The 16,421-nt window shown below is 47.4% G+C and carries 17 protein-coding genes; 11 read left to right on the forward strand and 6 right to left on the reverse strand.

What is annotated here, in order from left to right:
* Positions 1–113: 113 nt before the first annotated feature.
* The 4 genes from CS562_RS25315 to CS562_RS25330 all read right to left on the reverse strand — a co-directional run bounded on the left by CS562_RS25315 (position 114) and on the right by CS562_RS25330 (position 3,455).
* Positions 114–791, reverse strand: a complete 678-nt coding sequence (locus CS562_RS25315) for a M14 family metallopeptidase (protein ID WP_099858543.1) — start codon at positions 789–791, stop codon at positions 114–116.
* A 99-nt stretch (positions 792–890) separates the two neighbouring features.
* The gene (locus CS562_RS25320) at positions 891–1,859 is read right to left on the reverse strand and encodes an ABC transporter ATP-binding protein (RefSeq protein WP_076291288.1); all 969 of its coding nucleotides are present in this window, start codon (positions 1,857–1,859) and stop codon (positions 891–893) included.
* Between the two features lie 22 nt (positions 1,860–1,881).
* Positions 1,882–2,682: an ABC transporter permease gene (locus tag CS562_RS25325; RefSeq protein ID WP_099858544.1), complete on the reverse strand. Its 801-nt coding sequence runs from the start codon at positions 2,680–2,682 to the stop codon at positions 1,882–1,884.
* Positions 2,679–3,455 (reverse strand): ABC transporter permease, encoded by a 777-nt coding sequence (locus CS562_RS25330; RefSeq protein ID WP_024631448.1) that lies wholly within the window; start codon positions 3,453–3,455, stop codon positions 2,679–2,681. The genes CS562_RS25325 and CS562_RS25330 overlap by 4 nt, the downstream gene beginning before the upstream one ends.
* Before the next feature lie 305 nt (positions 3,456–3,760).
* On the opposite strand from CS562_RS25330, the gene CS562_RS25335 reads away from it, so the two are divergent.
* The 10 genes from CS562_RS25335 (at position 3,761) to CS562_RS25380 (ending at position 12,789) form a co-directional block, all read left to right on the forward strand.
* A complete protein-coding gene (locus CS562_RS25335) occupies positions 3,761–4,603 on the forward strand; it encodes a DegV family protein (protein WP_076291201.1) in 843 nt (280 codons plus the stop codon).
* A 135-nt stretch (positions 4,604–4,738) separates the two neighbouring features.
* The gene (locus tag CS562_RS25340; protein WP_306555075.1) at positions 4,739–5,458 is read left to right on the forward strand and encodes a response regulator transcription factor; all 720 of its coding nucleotides are present in this window, start codon (positions 4,739–4,741) and stop codon (positions 5,456–5,458) included.
* Positions 5,455–6,387: a sensor histidine kinase gene (locus CS562_RS25345; RefSeq protein WP_373561761.1), complete on the forward strand. Its 933-nt coding sequence runs from the start codon at positions 5,455–5,457 to the stop codon at positions 6,385–6,387. Before CS562_RS25340 ends, CS562_RS25345 begins: the two co-directional genes overlap by 4 nt.
* 128 nt (positions 6,388–6,515) lie before the next feature.
* A complete protein-coding gene (locus CS562_RS25350) occupies positions 6,516–7,439 on the forward strand; it encodes an ABC transporter ATP-binding protein (protein WP_076291202.1) in 924 nt (307 codons plus the stop codon).
* Positions 7,432–8,130 carry an ABC transporter permease gene (locus CS562_RS25355; protein ID WP_076291203.1) on the forward strand — a complete coding sequence of 233 codons (699 nt, stop codon included), beginning with the start codon at positions 7,432–7,434 and terminating at the stop codon, positions 8,128–8,130. The genes CS562_RS25350 and CS562_RS25355 overlap by 8 nt, the downstream gene beginning before the upstream one ends.
* A gap of 104 nt (positions 8,131–8,234) precedes the next feature.
* Positions 8,235–9,047, forward strand: a complete 813-nt coding sequence (thiD, locus tag CS562_RS25360; RefSeq protein ID WP_063567104.1) for a bifunctional hydroxymethylpyrimidine kinase/phosphomethylpyrimidine kinase — start codon at positions 8,235–8,237, stop codon at positions 9,045–9,047.
* A 242-nt stretch (positions 9,048–9,289) separates the two neighbouring features.
* The gene (locus CS562_RS25365; protein ID WP_076291204.1) at positions 9,290–9,970 is read left to right on the forward strand and encodes a response regulator transcription factor; all 681 of its coding nucleotides are present in this window, start codon (positions 9,290–9,292) and stop codon (positions 9,968–9,970) included.
* Entirely contained in the window at positions 9,919–11,724 is a 1,806-nt protein-coding gene (locus tag CS562_RS25370) for a sensor histidine kinase (RefSeq protein ID WP_125477328.1), read from the forward strand. The genes CS562_RS25365 and CS562_RS25370 overlap by 52 nt, the downstream gene beginning before the upstream one ends.
* Positions 11,725–11,744: 20 nt before the next feature.
* On the forward strand, positions 11,745–12,290 hold the full coding sequence (pssA, locus tag CS562_RS25375; RefSeq protein WP_063566539.1) for a CDP-diacylglycerol--serine O-phosphatidyltransferase: 546 nt from the start codon (positions 11,745–11,747) through the stop codon (positions 12,288–12,290).
* Positions 12,291–12,303: 13 nt separating this feature from the next.
* Entirely contained in the window at positions 12,304–12,789 is a 486-nt protein-coding gene (locus CS562_RS25380) for a DedA family protein (protein ID WP_053780148.1), read from the forward strand.
* 423 nt (positions 12,790–13,212) lie between these two features.
* Here the strand turns inward: CS562_RS25380 and CS562_RS25385 are convergent, their stop codons facing one another.
* Complete coding sequence (locus CS562_RS25385; RefSeq protein WP_099858546.1) at positions 13,213–13,866, reverse strand: transcriptional regulator; 654 nt, start codon at positions 13,864–13,866, stop codon at positions 13,213–13,215.
* A gap of 388 nt (positions 13,867–14,254) precedes the next feature.
* The gene (locus tag CS562_RS25390) at positions 14,255–15,445 is read right to left on the reverse strand and encodes a cation:proton antiporter (RefSeq protein WP_076291207.1); all 1,191 of its coding nucleotides are present in this window, start codon (positions 15,443–15,445) and stop codon (positions 14,255–14,257) included.
* A 375-nt stretch (positions 15,446–15,820) separates the two neighbouring features.
* On the opposite strand from CS562_RS25390, the gene CS562_RS25395 reads away from it, so the two are divergent.
* The gene (locus CS562_RS25395) at positions 15,821–16,405 is read left to right on the forward strand and encodes a DUF420 domain-containing protein (protein WP_170867957.1); all 585 of its coding nucleotides are present in this window, start codon (positions 15,821–15,823) and stop codon (positions 16,403–16,405) included.
* Positions 16,406–16,421: the final 16 nt, after the last annotated feature.

Genomic DNA, 16,421 nt, shown 5'->3' on the forward strand with positions numbered 1-16,421 from the left:
GATAACCCTTAAGCCAATAAACACCTTCGAAGATCATCTCTGACGCGTTTGGCGTGAGAAATATCTTTGAAGGTGTCTTTATGCTTCCGGCTATTTATAAAGATTCAAGCAATTCAAAACAGGCCTACTTCGCGCAGGAAATGGTGCACAATTTCCGTCTGATACTTGATCCGGTCTGATCGGTTCAGACTCCAGCAGGTCTCCACGGTAACGGAGCGGGCTTGAAGCAGGCGAGCTGCGGCTGTTCGTGCTGAACCGGGCAACTCATGCTGCTTCAGATTGAAGTGCCTGTCACGAATGGGAATCGACCGATTCATTCGTCCTATAATTCGTTTGCATACCGGAACAGCCTTGCTGCCTGGATTGGTAATCAAGGTTTGTCCCAGTACCCGTGAGCTGCGTTGGGATAATCCATTGGCTTCATGCAGGTCCAGCCACCAGGCAGGTCCATGTTGACTGGCAAGTTGAAAGACAGCCGAAGCAAGCGGATGTTTGGCTTTGCCAGAAATATGCCGCGGGAAGGTGCGATTTAAATCAGGTTTTCCTCGGCTTTTGTTACGATAAGCCTTCTGATTCACTCGTGGAATAATAATGAGGAGTCCGCGAACCACGTGTCGACGCCCGGCCATGCAGTCATTAGCCAGCTTCTGCGCAGCGGCCATGCTCGCGGTTTCATTTCCGTGAACTCCCGATGTAATCATGATGACGGGTCCGGGATTCGTGCCTCGAACGAGGTAATAGGGAGTGGCGTGTGCACTGGATGCAGCAAGTGTGTGTTTGGTAACAAGCATGACACTTCACCTCCGCTATTACAGTACGTCATGTCCTTCCCGCATGTAACGGCATTTGAACAGGCCCTCATCCAGTTCTGAATAAAATAGGCCAGTCAGTCAGTACACTCGATGAATAATATCCTCGAAATCCGGTTCCTTCATCTCGACATCCTCAATCTCGCCCCATTGTTCGAGCTGCTTCAGAATGTCCATCGTGCTCCACTCTTTTCGATTTACCTCCACAGTGACGATCTGGTTCTCTGCCCCTGTGATCTGAATGGCGGATGATATAGCGTCCGGGATGTGATACGAACCTCGATACGTAACTCGAATAAGTGTTGGCAGACCGATGGTGTCGCGCAGAGAGGGGATGGAGCCGTCATACGTAAGTTGACCGTGATTGATCACCATCACCCGATTGCATAGTTGCTCAATGTCGTCCATGTCATGGGTGGTCAGCAGAATCGTTTTGCCAAACTCTTCATTTAACGTACGAAGAAATTGACGAATGTTTCGCTTTGCGTTCACATCCAGTCCAATCGTCGGTTCGTCGAGAAAAAGCAATTCCGGGTCATGCAGCATGGAAGCTGCCAGATCGGCACGCATTCGCTGTCCAAGCGAGAGCTTGCGGACAGGCGTAGCCCAGAACGATTCCAGATCCAGCAGCTCGGCGAACTGGGCTAATCGTTTCGTTTTGTCCTCGGCACGGACTCCGTACATCTCGGCCAAAATATCATACGAATCCTTCACTGGCAGATCCCACCAGAGTTGGCTGCGCTGTCCGAACACGACACCGAGGCGCCCAACCGTGCGACGTCTTTCCTGGTGTGGATTCATACCACCGAGCAGCACCTCACCCGAGGTCGGATGAAGGATGCCCGTCAGCATTTTGATCGTGGTGGATTTGCCAGCCCCATTGGGGCCGATATATCCAACAAATTCTCCTTTGCCAATATCAAAGCTAATGTCTCGAACCGCTTCCTTGGACAGATACTCACGTGAAAACAAGGTGCGAAGCCCGGAAAACCGGCCCTCGCGTACCACAGGGGTTTTGAACTCCTTTTGCAGATGCCGCGCTGTAATCATAGTCATGACGATATTCTCCTCCTTAGCTACCTGTACTTTGATATTTGGTTAAACCAAATTTCCAGAAACGCAGACTTGCGGCCAGACTCAGGACGGCCACAATGACAATGGCACCAAGAACCCATGCACCTAGTTCGCCGCGAAGCAAATAGAGTGACGGAACATAGTTGACGAAACCCACCGGGATTACGGTCAGTAGAATGCCAGACATCCATTTGGGATACAACGTCAGCGGATATTGGGCAGCCGTACGCGCCGCATCCTCGGTGATGGTTTGCAATTCCTCAATGCGTGTGGTCCAAAATCCAAGCGTTGCCGTGGCAAGCCCAATCGAAAAAAGAATGATGGCACCGGTCAAGATGACGAGCAGTGAGAAGGGGATGACAGTCCAGCTGATCTGTCCGCTATGCATCATGCCTGCCAGAGACCAACAGAGAATAAACCCGCCTTGTAACACTTCACCAGCCATGATGCGGAAGTTTTGTGGCAGTAAAGCCAGCAATACGGGCATAGGACGGGTTAACAGTTGATCGAGTTCGCCGCCGACCAGATATTTTTCCAAATGATGCACTTCGTTGCCAAACGTTCGATATAACGTCTTGGACAGGGTCATGATCGCGAAGAGGTAACCAATCTCATGAAGGGACCAGCCTTTAATGGCTCCGAATTTGTGCAGCACCAGAGCAACCATCAGAAACTCGGAGATTTGAATCAATGCGGCCAGAACGGAGGCCATGACGAAATTGAACTTGTATTGCATCCGACTGCGGATGCTTGTTCGAATGAGCATTTTATATAAAGTGAACCAGGAAGTTGTTTTCATCCGCCCTGCACCTCCACTTTACGGCGCAGTACCTGGGTGATCGCCAGACAGACGAATGTCATGAGGACGCACCAAATCAAGGTTCCCCATAGTAAGGAGCCATTTTCATAACCCAGATAGATTCGGGTCGGGACATAGAGCAGGAAAGGATAGGGAGATAACCAAGCAATTCGTTCCAACCAGTCTGGCAGCCATTCCAGAGGAATGAAGAAACCAGCGAGCAGATTCATCATGGCGTGATTGCCCCAATGCAGCCAGGAGGACTCCGTCGTCCACATCGCGGTGGCGCCAATAATGTAATTCATACAGATGGATAAATAGGATGCGCCGGCAAGACCAATTGCGGCAAATAACAGGGTTGAAGCTTCTGAGGGCCATTGCAGAGAAAATACGATGGAGAAGAGTAGGTAAATTGGAATGCTTTTGTACACGAACTGGTAGGCAATCTGCCCCCATTCACGTGCCATCAGGTGGGTGAACAGATGAACCGGCCTCATGAGATCAAGCGCGATCTGCCCTGTCCTGACCGTGAGTGGAATACCAAGTCCATTGGTGAGAAAACCCGAGATCCAGAGAGAGGATTGCGTAAACGCAATGTAACTGATCATCCCCTGTGTCCCGTATTCTCCGAGAGAATGATCGGCCCCGATGCCAATCCAGAGACAGGCATACATGTAACCGAACATGGCGCTTGCCAGGTTATGTACCATGTGGGCCCCGCGGTATTGCAGGTTCCGGGAGTAGGCTTTGGAAGCCAGAGTGAAATAAAGCATGTGACACCTCCGATAAGTTGGTTGAACGGCGGTTCCGTTCACTTCAGTCAAGGCGAAAAAGAGAGAAGGACAACAGCATACCAATATATTCCTTCACAGGCAAGACATTTTTTTGGCATATACCGGAAGAAAAGAGGCTGTTCAACAATGCGCCACAAGACAGTGGTTTGTCCGTTCCTTTATAATTGGGGAGCAAAGACGCAAACGTTTACAATATGAACTATTCAAATTTTAAATAATCCGCCGGGCATGTGCCTGACGATTGAGGATACAGCTTCAACAATCCGGCAAGAGAGAAGGTTGGAATGAGGAAAATTGCATGGGTCACGGACAGTACGAGCACACTCGATCCGCTATTTGCTGAGCAGAATCATGTGTACATCGTACCGCTGCGCATCGTTTTTGGAGAGGAATGTTATCGGGAGACAGAAGACATCTCGTCGGAATTGTTCTATGAGAAACTGGATGGGGCTTCACGCGCAAGCAGTTCACAGCCGCCGATTGGTGAATTTATTGAACTGTATGAGTCGTTGAAGGACCAGTACGATGAGATCATTACCATTCATTGCTCCACTGCGCTTAGCGGTACGCTGCACACATCAATGCAGGCTGCCGAGATCGCAGGTGTGACGGTTACCGCCATCGATTCCAGAGCAGGCGCTTATCCGCTGCGGGAGATGATTTTGCAAGGACTGGAATGGCAGAAGCAAGGCCATACAGCTGCCGAGATCAAACTTCACATCGAACAGATGATAGATAACATGTCCTTTTACCTCATTCCGGCCAGTCTTCAGCATCTTCACCGCAGTGGACGTGTGTCGGGAACCCAGCTTATTCTTAGCCAATTGTTGAAAATTCATCTGCTGCTTCGATTCGAAGAGGGCAAAGTGGTTGTGAATGAGAAAATTCGTACGTTCAAACGGGCCAAACAGCGTATGCTGGATGTGCTCAAGGTGGATATGGGGAAAGTGAAGCATGTATGCATCATGCATGCAAACAATCAGGAAGAAGCCGTTACAATCAAACAGCAGATTGCTGATCTGCTTCCCCGCCTGAAGACGGAAATTATGCCTTTTATACCTGTGGTAGGAATTCATGCAGGTGCGGGAACGATTGGGCTGTGCTGGATACGAAGCGAGACGGTATAAGGTTGTAAATGAGACCTGGCAGGAGGTTCACTTTGAAACATGAAGTGGCGATCCTGTCGGGTTTTTCGTATTTCATTGCCAATTGATGCAAACTGTGAGGTAATAAAGGAAAACGTTCATGTTGGAGGGAATAGCGTGTCAAGTTATCGCTTGCTGCTTGTTGAAGATGATCGCTCAATTAGTGAAATGGTCGGTCCTTATTTGGAAAAAGAGGGCTATGACGTCTCTTATGCATATGACGGACTGGAGGCGGAACATCAATTCAGCCAATCACCGTCAGAATATGACTTGGTCATTCTCGACCTGATGCTACCACACAAAAATGGGATGGAAGTGCTCCAGACCATCCGTGCCACCAGTCTGGTGCCAGTGCTCATCCTGTCTGCTAAGGACGGAGAGGTGGACAAGGCCCTCGGCCTGGGATTTGGCGCTGATGATTACTTGAGCAAACCATTCTCGCTGATCGAGCTGACCGCTCGGATCAAGGCGGCTATTCGTCGTGCCAACTATACCGCACAGCCTGCAACGGAAACTACTCCAAAGCCACAGCGCATTCACATTGGCGGACTTGTGGTTGATACGGAAACGTATGAGGTCGAGCGTGATGGCATACCTGTAAAGCTTACTTCCAAGGAATTTGGTATTCTCAAAATGTTTGTCACCCACCCTGGCAAAGTATTTACCAAAGCTCAAATCTACGCTTCGGTCTGGAATGATCATTATTATGGCGACGAAAATATCATTAATGTTCATATGCGTCGTCTGCGCGAGAAGCTGGAAGTTGATCCCTCCAACCCCCGGTATATTAAAACATTGTGGGGTATCGGTTATAAGCTGGAGGTGGACCCGGCGTGACGTTGATCTTTGCCTTTTCTACCGGGATATTGGCTCTTATCGTCATTCTATTAAGCATAAGGCTGCATAAACGTAGTACACATCTAACTTACATACATGAGAAATTGACCTCTATTATAGATAAGAACACATTTGAACGCCTGCTCGTCTTCAACAGTGACCCCCAGATAAGCCAGCTCCTTAAGGACATGAATCAGTTACTGGATCATGCTCATCGGGCTGAGGCGGGTTATGCCAATCAGGAGAAGGAGATGCGCAACATGCTCTCCAATATCTCACATGATCTGAAGACGCCACTTACGGTTGTGCTTGGTTATAGTGAAACGCTGCTGCATAGCAATTCACTAACCGATCAGGAACGTGTGATCATGACCGGCAAAATCCAGGATAAGGCGCAGGAAGTGCTGCGTCTGATTCATTCCTTTTTTGATCTGGCGAAGCTGGAGTCGGGGGATAGCGAGCTTGCTCTGACCAGAGTTAATGTAAGCGAATTGTGTCGCTTGAAGATGATCTCTTTTTATGACATGTTAACGAATCTGGGGCTGCAAGTGGAGCTATCCATTCCGGAAAGTGATGTCTTCGTGAAAGGCAATGAGGAAGCGCTGGACCGTGTGCTAGATAATCTAATCACAAATGCTATGAAATATGGAGCAGATGGCAAGGTACTTGGCCTTTCACTGGAGTATTCAATAGGGGAACAGGTGACACTTAACATCTGGGATCGGGGCAAGGGCATTCCTGAACAGGAGCACAGCCGTGTATTTGAACGTATGTATACGCTGGAGGATTCTCGTAATCGTCTCTATCAAGGCAGTGGTCTGGGTCTGACCATTACGAAGCGGCTGGTGGAGCGGATGGGCGGAAGTATTGAGCTGCATAGCGTACCTTTTGTACGAACTGTATTTTCGGTTTCTTTGAAACCTTGTTAGGTGCATTTTATAGTTTTCACGATAAGCTTAAGGTTTTTGTAAGATTTGATTAATAAAAAAGAAGACTTTTCTCTTTACAATACAGATATAAGAACCCGTCAGGGACGAACGTAAAGGAGAATATGAACATGACCTATATTGCGCGGACGATAGGTGTGACCAAGACGTATGCAGGGGCAGAGGTTGTATCAAACGTCAATATGAGTATCAAGCAAGGGGAGATCTACGGGTTTCTTGGTCCGAATGGAGCGGGGAAAACAACAATGATGAAGATGCTCACCAATCTCGTGAAGCCGACTATAGGTGAGATTGAATTGTTCGGAGAAAAGCTCACGCCTACTTCCTATGAATTGCTGAAACGAATGGGCAGCATCATTGAATATCCTTTTTTTTACGATAATTTGTCCGCCAAGGAAAATCTGGATCTCCATTGTGAATACATGGGGTTTCATAACAAGAAGGTCATTAACGACATGATGGAAAGTGTAGGTCTCAAGGACACAGGCAAGAAGCCTGTTCGTGACTTCTCTTTGGGAATGAAACAGCGTCTGGGCATCGCTCGTGCGCTGATCACAACACCGGAACTGCTCATTCTGGATGAACCGATCAACGGGCTCGATCCCGTAGGCATCAAGGAGATGCGCGATTTGTTCAAACGTCTCAGCTCCCAGTATCGCATTACCTTGTTGATCTCCAGCCATATCCTTGGGGAAATCGAGCAGGTTGCAGACACCGTTGGAGTCATTCGAAATGGCCGTCTGGTTGAAGAAGTATCGATGGACAGCATTCGTGGGAGCCACAGCGAGTATATTGAGCTGCAAACGTTGGACCCGCGTAAAGCGACCTATGTGATGGAACATCAGCTGGGGTTGAAAAATTATAAAATGATCGATGACCATACCGTACGTATCTATGATCCGGGCATTGCTCCATCGGAATTGACAAGCAAGCTGATCGGGCATGGCGTTGAGATTGAATCCATTTTCAAACGAGCTCATTCATTGGAAGAACACTTCATGAGCTTAATGAAAGGGGATGGGGACGTTGCTTAAACTGATCCAGCTGGAACTGCGCAAACATCGGTTTGCCCGAAATTTCAGAACGGCAGGTATCGCCAATCTCGCCCTTATCCTGTTTCTCATCATGATTGGATTCACCGATCAGGGGGCTGAAGATTACGCTTTTGCCGATTACCACGTCTCCTTCATGTTAATAGATACGTTTGCCAGAGCCGTGTTTATTATCTTTGGCGGTGCGCTGATAGCGAAACTGATCATTAGTGAGTATCGAAATAAAACGATGAACGTCATGTTTACCTATCCAATCAAGCGCCAGAAAATTATTGCTGCCAAACTCATCATTGTCTTTGTGTTTACCTTTGTAATGATTTTGTTTACCGATCTGCTGATGGGAGCCTTGCTGGTTATCACAAACCAATTCTACTCCTTCATTCCCGACACTTTGACGATGAGTGATGCACTGGTACTGTTGCTGAAGTACACGATTAGTTCCTTGTCCGCTGCGGCCATGGCTTTGATCCCTCTATTCTTCGGAATGCGCAAACATTCGGTCACGACCACACTGGTATCATCCATTCTGCTTGTACTTGTGGTGTGTTCAGGATTCAACGGGCCTACATTCTCCATCAACACGCTTATCGTGATTCCATTAACACTGGGGGCAATCGGACTGTGGATTGCTTCGCTGTCCATGATTCGTCTGGAGACAAAAGATGTGAACTGATTCCTTTGGAAACCATACTCCGTATGGCTTCACATGCCATTGACATCTGCTCGTACAAGGGATAGGATAATGTCAACTGAAGGACGAAGGAGAATGCAACTACCATGACGATTCCAAAAACATTAACAATCGCTGGTTCGGATACGAGCGGCGGTGCTGGGATTCAAGCAGATTTGAAAACTTTTCAGGAGCTTGGTGTGTATGGCATGACTGTGCTGACTACTGTTGTGGCTATGGAGCCTGATACGTGGGATCACCAGGTCTTCCCTGTGGAATTAAATGTAGTCGAGGCTCAACTGCGTACCGTTCTGGATGGTATCGGCTTTGATGCAATGAAGACGGGTATGCTGGGTTCTGTAGACATCATTGAATTGGTTGCGAAGCACATCCGCCGGAGCGGACTGCCACAGATCGTTATCGATCCGGTAATGGTCTGCAAAGGTACGGACGAAGTGCTGCAACCTGAGAATACAGAAGCAATGATCGAATTCCTGTTGCCGGGTGCTGATCTGGTTACCCCAAATCTGTTTGAAGCATCGCAGCTCGCGAAAAGTGGACTGATCCGCTCGAAGGAGCAGATGGAAGCTGCAGCAGCTGTCATTCATGATCATGGGGCGAAACATGTCCTGATCAAGGACAGAGGCGTTATTAACCCGGGCAAAGCAATGGATCTTCTCTATGACGGAACGAACTACGAATGGTTTGAAGCCGATGTTGTTGGCTCCGGATATACACATGGTGCAGGCTGCACCACATCTGCGGCAATTACCGCAGGTTTGGCGCGCGGTCTTACCGTGAAAGAGGCTGTTCGTGAAGGTAAAGCCTTCGTGACCAAAGCGATTGCTGGCGGATTCCCGCTGAACCGCTTTGTTGGCCCAACGTTACATGTGGCACACCGACTGGAGAATCAACGCTAAGCGGTGCGCACATGTAGTGTGTAATCGCGGAGAAAAACGTGGTCTCAGCCGGAAGTAGCTGTCAATGAGCAGAGGATTGCTCGTTGACGGCTTCTTTTTTGTGCGAAAACGTATGGAATTTAGTAACTTTTGGTATATATTAATCGTATATAAGATGGAGTTCATTCCAGAACATGGCTGGACACACGGACGACACACGGAATCGTTATGTTAACAACAGAATGCTAAAAGGAGAGTCGGCCATGGTCAGAACAGTGCTTCTGGTGGAAGATGAAAGCCGCATTCGTGAGATTGTGGCCGATTATTTCATAAAAGAACAATGGAACGTTATTGAAGCAGAACATGGGGTAGAGGCGCTGGAATTGCTGGCACTGCATGAAGTGGATCTGGTCATCCTGGATGTGCTGATGCCGGAAATGGATGGATGGACCCTCTGTGGGCATATTCGTTCCCAGTCGACCGTACCTATTATAATGCTGACTGCCCGATCGGAAGATGATGACAAGATTCATGGCTTCCAGCTCGGCGTGGATGATTATGTTACGAAGCCATTCAGTCCTCGTGTACTGGTGGCACGTGCAGAGACATTAATGAAGCGAGTAGAGGGTGCCGTTAGCAAGGAGCAGAGTGTAATTCGGTTTGGGTGTGCCACACTTGATCCCTGGGCGCGGCGGCTTGAGAAGGATGGAATCGAAGTGGAGCTTGCTCCCAAAGAATATGACCTGCTGCTGTATTTAACTCGCAATCAGGGAATTGTACTGTCCCGTGATGCCATCCTTAATCGGGTATGGGGGTATGATTTTGAGGGTGATTCGCGTGTGGTGGATACCCATATCAAAAAGCTTCGCAGCAAACTTGGGGATGAAGCCAAGTGTATCCGAACGGTTATCGGTACCGGATATCGATTCGAGGCCGAGGCATGAGACGTAACGGTGTAACGATGAAACTGTTTCTGGTCATGGCTGGATTTCTGCTTCTTCTATATGGAACAACCGTGATTGCCCAACTGGTCTGGTTCCCGGACTTTTACCAACATCAGAAGATCAGCAGCATTAAGAAAAAATTGACGAAATTCGAACAACAATATTCCACTGGACATTGGAACGATGTGCAGCTGGCCAAGGAAACCGGGAAGTTCATGCGGCAGAATCAGTCGCATCTGGTCATCCTGACGAATACAGGTAAGCTGGTTAATGACCCATTCCACATCGTGCTTTTGCAAGAGGATGGCAAGCAGGTAAATATATCGCTGTCGTTGTTTATCAACAGTGAGAACGCAGGATGGCTTGCTTCACACTTGAAGTATGGTCAGCAATTGACCGTTACAGGTTCGGCAAGTGGAATGAATGATCCTATGGTTTATCCGCTGAAGATAAAGGATCAGAGCTCCGTAGTCAGCGGAACGGAAGATTTTCAGGAGTTAACGGAGCCGGTAGAAGAATGGTCAGGAACATTGAAGGATGTTGTTCTTCCCAACCTGGGGACATGGAGTCAGAGACAGGGTCTGCTCGTGCAGGCGCTGGATAGCCGCTTCCCACTATCTACGGAAGACCAGCTTAGTCTCGCCAATGGGAAAATGATTAATGAGGAATGGACCGATAGCTGGAGTGGTGTACGAAATGTGCTTACCATTGCTCCGGTGCACAGCTCGGGACCTCAGCAGCAACTCATTTTTTCCCTGACGTCCCTGCAGGAGATGAGGGAGGCGAGTGAAGCTACACAACTATTTTATGCGTATTTTGGTATTGCTGCATTTGTGCTGATTGTGTTCCTTTCACTGCTTCTGTCCCGAATTGTCACCAAGCCGTTGCTTGCCCTGAACCATGTTGCCAAAAAGATGTCGACCCTTGATTTCACTGTGAAATCGCCCATCCGCCGCAATGACGAGATTGGCAGTCTGTCCAATAGTCTCAACGCGCTGTCCACGACATTGGGTCAGACTTTGGAAGAACTAAGGCAGGCGAACAGTCAGATGCGCACTGATATGGAGATGAAGCAGCGAATTGAACAGCGTCAGCGAGAGTTTTTTGCCGATGCATCCCATGAACTCAAAACACCTATCAGCATCATCAAAGGGTATTCCGAAGGGTTAAAAGATGGAGTCAGTGAGAGCAAACGTGAGCGTTACATCGAGATCATTGCCGATGAAGCGGTCAAGATGGAAACGATGGTTGAAGAGATGCTGGATCTGGTACGGTTGGAATCCCAAGCGATTAAGCTGAACACCGATGCAGTGGCTCTTGGAGATATGATTGAAGATATTGCCGGACGTCTGGGTCCACAACTGAAGGAAAAGGAACTGGAAGTCGTCTTGGTCTCCACCACCGAACAGACCGTTGAGGGAGACCGCAGCAAGTTGGAGCAAGTCATCTATAATATGATGATGAATGCTATACGACATGCTGTCCCTAAGACCGATATTATGATTGAGATCAGCAGGCCGGAAGGGCAGGTTCGAATCTCCATCGAGAATCAGGGTGAGCAGATCTCGGAAGCGGAGCGGCAGTACATCTGGGAAAGATTCTACCGCGTGGAACGCTCGCGTAATCGCAAAATGGGGGGGACCGGGCTTGGCCTGGCCATCGCGAAGCAGATTCTCGATTTGCATGGATGCAGTTATGGTGTGGAGAACACGCCGGACGGAGTCCGTTTTTATATTATTTTTCCTAATGCTTAGTACGAAGGGGAGTCAAGTCTATGAAATCTTTACCGTCCATTCTAACGTTGGGCAACTTAACTTCAGGCATGTTGGCTGTCATTATGGCTATTCATGGCGAGTTTGCGTTAGCCGTGACGATGATCTGGGTAGCCATGTTCTTTGATCTGTTTGACGGGTTTGCAGCCCGCAAGCTGCATTGTGAGGGGGAATTCGGCAAAGCGCTGGATTCACTGGCTGATGTTGTTTCGTTCGGCACCGCACCCGTGTTGATCTTATATTTGAACTCCATGAATGAGGTAAGTGCACTGGGTATGGCGCTGACAGCATTATTCCCGGTTTGTGGTGCATTGCGTCTCGCCCGTTACAATTGCCAGAAGACAGCAAGCCATGGTTTTGTGGGTATGCCGATTACGTTTGCAGGCGGTCTTATGTCCTTTTTCGCGCTCTGGAGTCCTTATTTTACTCATGGTGTAGCCTATCTTGTCATTATCGTATTATCCGGTCTAATGGTTAGCCAAATCCGATTCCCGTCTCTAAAACAAGTGCTAGCCCCCCATGAGAAGGATATTGTGGAACCGAAATAAGGAGCGAGTCAGTATGGAATTTGCAAGAGAATTTATTGGTCAATATGGTTATTTCGCAATTTACGGACTGCTGGCTCTTGGCGTGATTGGCATGCCTATTCCGGATGAGGTGATGATGACCTTTGTCGGTTATCTCGCCTCCATCTCGGTGCTGAATTATTCGGTGTCCATCGTTGTCAGTTTTGGTGGAGCGTTTACTGGGGGTCTTCTGAGTTACACCATTGGCAAGAAGGCCGGCCGACCACTGGTTGAGAAGTACGGTAAATGGGTGGGGGTCAACGCCAAACGGCTGGGCAGGGTGGAGTCATGGTTTTTGAAATACGGGTACTGGTCCATTATACTGGGTTACTTCATTCCAGGTATTCGTCATCTGATGTGCTGCTTCTCCGGAATCAGCCGCATGGCAATAGGACGATACGTCCTTGTCTCCAGCATTGGCGCGTTTATATGGTGTGTTGTCTTTATATCGATCGGTTTTTACGTAGGTGTGTTAACTTAAAATGGGACAGCCTGTTATGAACAGGCGAGGATAAAGACCTTTTGCATGTGAAGGGGTCTTTTTTGTTTGTGTATTAATTTTAAATAATCCTGAACTGCAACGAACGATAGTCTAGCCTGCCTCAGCGAGCTTGAATACACGAGTACGGTTCTGACTGAAAGAACTTTGCAAGAGTGTGTAACGAGAGTATATGCATAAGCCTAAGTGCCTTTCAAAAGTAACCTTTTAGATTGCATCAATACTAACGAACTGGAATGCGCTTATTTATGCGATTAGGATACTTTTTAAATTCTAACGAATCCTATCATCCTTATTTCCATAAAAAGTTTGATATATGGCTGTAATTGAATCAATTTCGCAGAAATAAGGTGGCTTGGATTCGTTAAATGATGGAGATGATGAATTCTGGTGGAATAGAGTGTCTCAGGTTCGTAAGGCATACGATCGATATCGTTGTCTACCACCCACAACGTGCAGCATATGCTGCTCAACCAGCCTATGCAGAATTCTGCGAGAATGTTGATCGGTTATTCGCAAATGGACTGCTAGTTCGGAAGGGGTAAAGGGACGCAAGAGACGTCTGGCATAACGGATACACTCCGCTTCAAGCCAATTTAAAGATGCGGGGGTATCCGTGGTAACGAATTTCCCCATAAAGGAAAGTACCAGCTGTTGGCAGCGTTTGGGTTCTTCCTTTATTGACAGATAGGCTATAGGCAAAAATGTCCAATCATCAAGTGTTAGCAAACAATGCCGCCAACAGAGATCCTTAAAGCGCCGCACATCGAGATCACGGGCGTGGGGCCCATATCCTTGTATCTCTATACCTCCCTTAACTCCGTTAACTGGCAAATAAGCCAGATCAAGATATCGATAGCCGTTATGAAAATCCCGAACCTCCCATTCTGGTTGCAAATGGTTGAAGTTCCTGACAACGGGAAACCAAACCGAACGTAGAAATTCCAAAGTACCATGCTCGAGTCCATTTTCTATTCTTGAACGCACTCTAAGGTTCGTTTCCTTCTCCAGAAGTGAGTGTATCCATTCCTCATATGCCTGTTCAAATCCATTGCTCATCGTAATTATTTCCTCCTTATGTTCGTCGAACGAATATTATAAAAAGCAAAAAGCCGCTCTGAACATTTCCGACCTTCTTAATCGAAGGTGAAAAATGTATCAAAGCGGCGTGTGCTTCACGACCTAGGTTTAATATTTAAGAACAAGTATAACGTTAATGACCGAATAAATTCAACACTCTAAAAATTGACTCATCGATACAGCTCATGAATATCTTTTAATGCACATTAATATCCCTGTTTCATGTGGTACTTCAGTTCTGGTTATAAGGTATAATTCCAACATCTTACTGAGGAACAATATGGGGTACTGTGAACTATATTGTACAGCATCAGTACCTACATCTAATACTTACATCTGCATTAATAACTCGTACCCCGATTTTTATTTACCCACTTAAATGGGATTCCTCAATGCCTTTTTCAACACGAGTTTCCCCTTTTTTGCGTGCAAAGGTGATTTTGAGTAACGGTGGCGTTACCAGCGTTGTAACGATAACCATGATAACCACACTGGTGAAATACTCAGCGTCGAGTAATCCGGAAGCAAGTCCGGTGGAAGCAATAATAAGAGCAACTTCACCCCGGGAAATCATGCCTGCTCCAATGGCGAGGGAAGATGAGCGATCAAATCCGGTCAGACGCGCACCTGCTCCTCCGCCCAGAAGCTTGGTTACAATAGCAATCAGACTGATAACGATAATGAACCAGATTTGTGAACCCACGCCGTCAAAAGTCACGTTCAAACCGATGCTTACAAAGAATACTGGAACAAAAATCCCGTACGCGATCGGTTCAAGTTTCGTTTCGACCTCATGTTTGAAGTTCGTTTGTGAGATGGCGATACCTGCCGCAAAAGCCCCGATAATGCCTGCAACACCCATCCATTCCGCAAAGTACGAAAAGCCAAAACAGATGATTAATCCGGCTGTAATAACGGTCTCCGTGACCTTCAGCGGTGCCATCCACTTCATAATGCGAGGAACAAGGAACCAGCTGGCAGCGATAATGACAACAAAGAATAGCAACTTCTTGCCAATGAGCAGAGGGATTGAAGTATCAGTTGCCCCTGTTCCGAGCAAACTCATCATGACTGCGAGGATGACCACAACCAGTACATCATCGACGACAGCGGCTCCAAGAATCGTTGTACCCTCACGAGAGCTGAGCTGATTCATATCTTTGAGCGTTTGAACCGAGATGCTGACCGAAGTGGCACAGAACAATAGTCCAAAGAACAAAGCGTGTGTCTGCGACATGCCGAACGCAGCGGCAGCGCCATAACCTCCGATGAATGGCAGAATGATACCACCCACGGCAACCGCAAAGGCTGCCTTCCAATTTTTCTTCAATTGCTCCAGGTCCGTTTCGAGCCCAGCAATGAACATGAGTAGTAATACCCCAATTTCGGCCATATAGTGGATGAAATCATCCGGTTGAACCCAGCCGAGCAGGGCAGGTCCAAGAATAACACCGACGATCAATTTACCCAATACGGATGGCTGACCGAGTCTTACCGATAAATCCCCAGCCAACTTGGTAAAAATCAAAATAAGTGCAAGAACCAAAATAAATTCCATAGGTGTACTCCTCTCCAGCAGTAGCGTTTATAGGATTACCAGTCCAAGGGGGGATCATTCCAGGCCTAGAAACAGAAAAAGGCATAAAACGGCGTATGTCAGCGTGCCGCTTTATGCCTTAAAAAAAGACAAGGAGGGCCCTTGGTGACAGGCTCCTCCAGTTCAACGCGTATGTGATTAATTGCATTAATTATACCATGAATACAGGATGGGGTAAACCAGTGGTGGTGGGCTTTTAATGAAAATGGCCTGAAAGGGGCACTTTAAAGGTACCTGACGAGGCTTTTTGTTCAGAGTGTTGTCACTTAACAGTCGAGAAATGGCAAGATATAATGAGATAGAACATAGAAGTTAGGATATGAGGAGGATTTTTCATTGGGCAAACAGGACAAAGGGGACCCGAACATTCAATCCAATCAGATTGCCCCGACCAGTAATAAAAATTTTGCAGGTCTCATTATTACCATTTCCATTATCGCCAATGTCATTATTTTATTGTTGTTCTTTGCACCGTCCATCGGATACAAAGGCGATGTAGCCTTTGACATTACAGTGTTGCCGCGGTTTAACGCCGTGTTCAACAGCTTCACCTTTATCTTCCTGCTTGCGGCCTTGATTGCCATTATCAAGCGGAATGTGAAATTGCACAAACGTTTCATCCTTGCTGCATTTTCAACGACCCTTTTATTTCTCGTTACGTATTTGTCGTTCCACTATTTGTCTCCGGAAACGTCCAAATACGGTGGAGAAGGCATTATTCGTTCCATCTATTTCTTCATTCTGATCACACACAGCATTCTGGCAGCGATTATTGTGCCGCTTGCTTTGTTCACTCTGGTATGGGGCTGGACGAATCAATTGAAGAAACACCGTAAAATTGCTCGCTGGACGATGCCAATCTGGCTCTACGTGAGTTCCACGGGTGTAGTTGTATATCTGATGATGGCACCGTACTATTAATAATTTCACATATCAT

Source organism: Paenibacillus sp. LK1 (assembly GCF_002750415.1).
Classification (GTDB): Bacteria; Bacillota; Bacilli; order Paenibacillales; family Paenibacillaceae; genus Paenibacillus; species Paenibacillus taichungensis.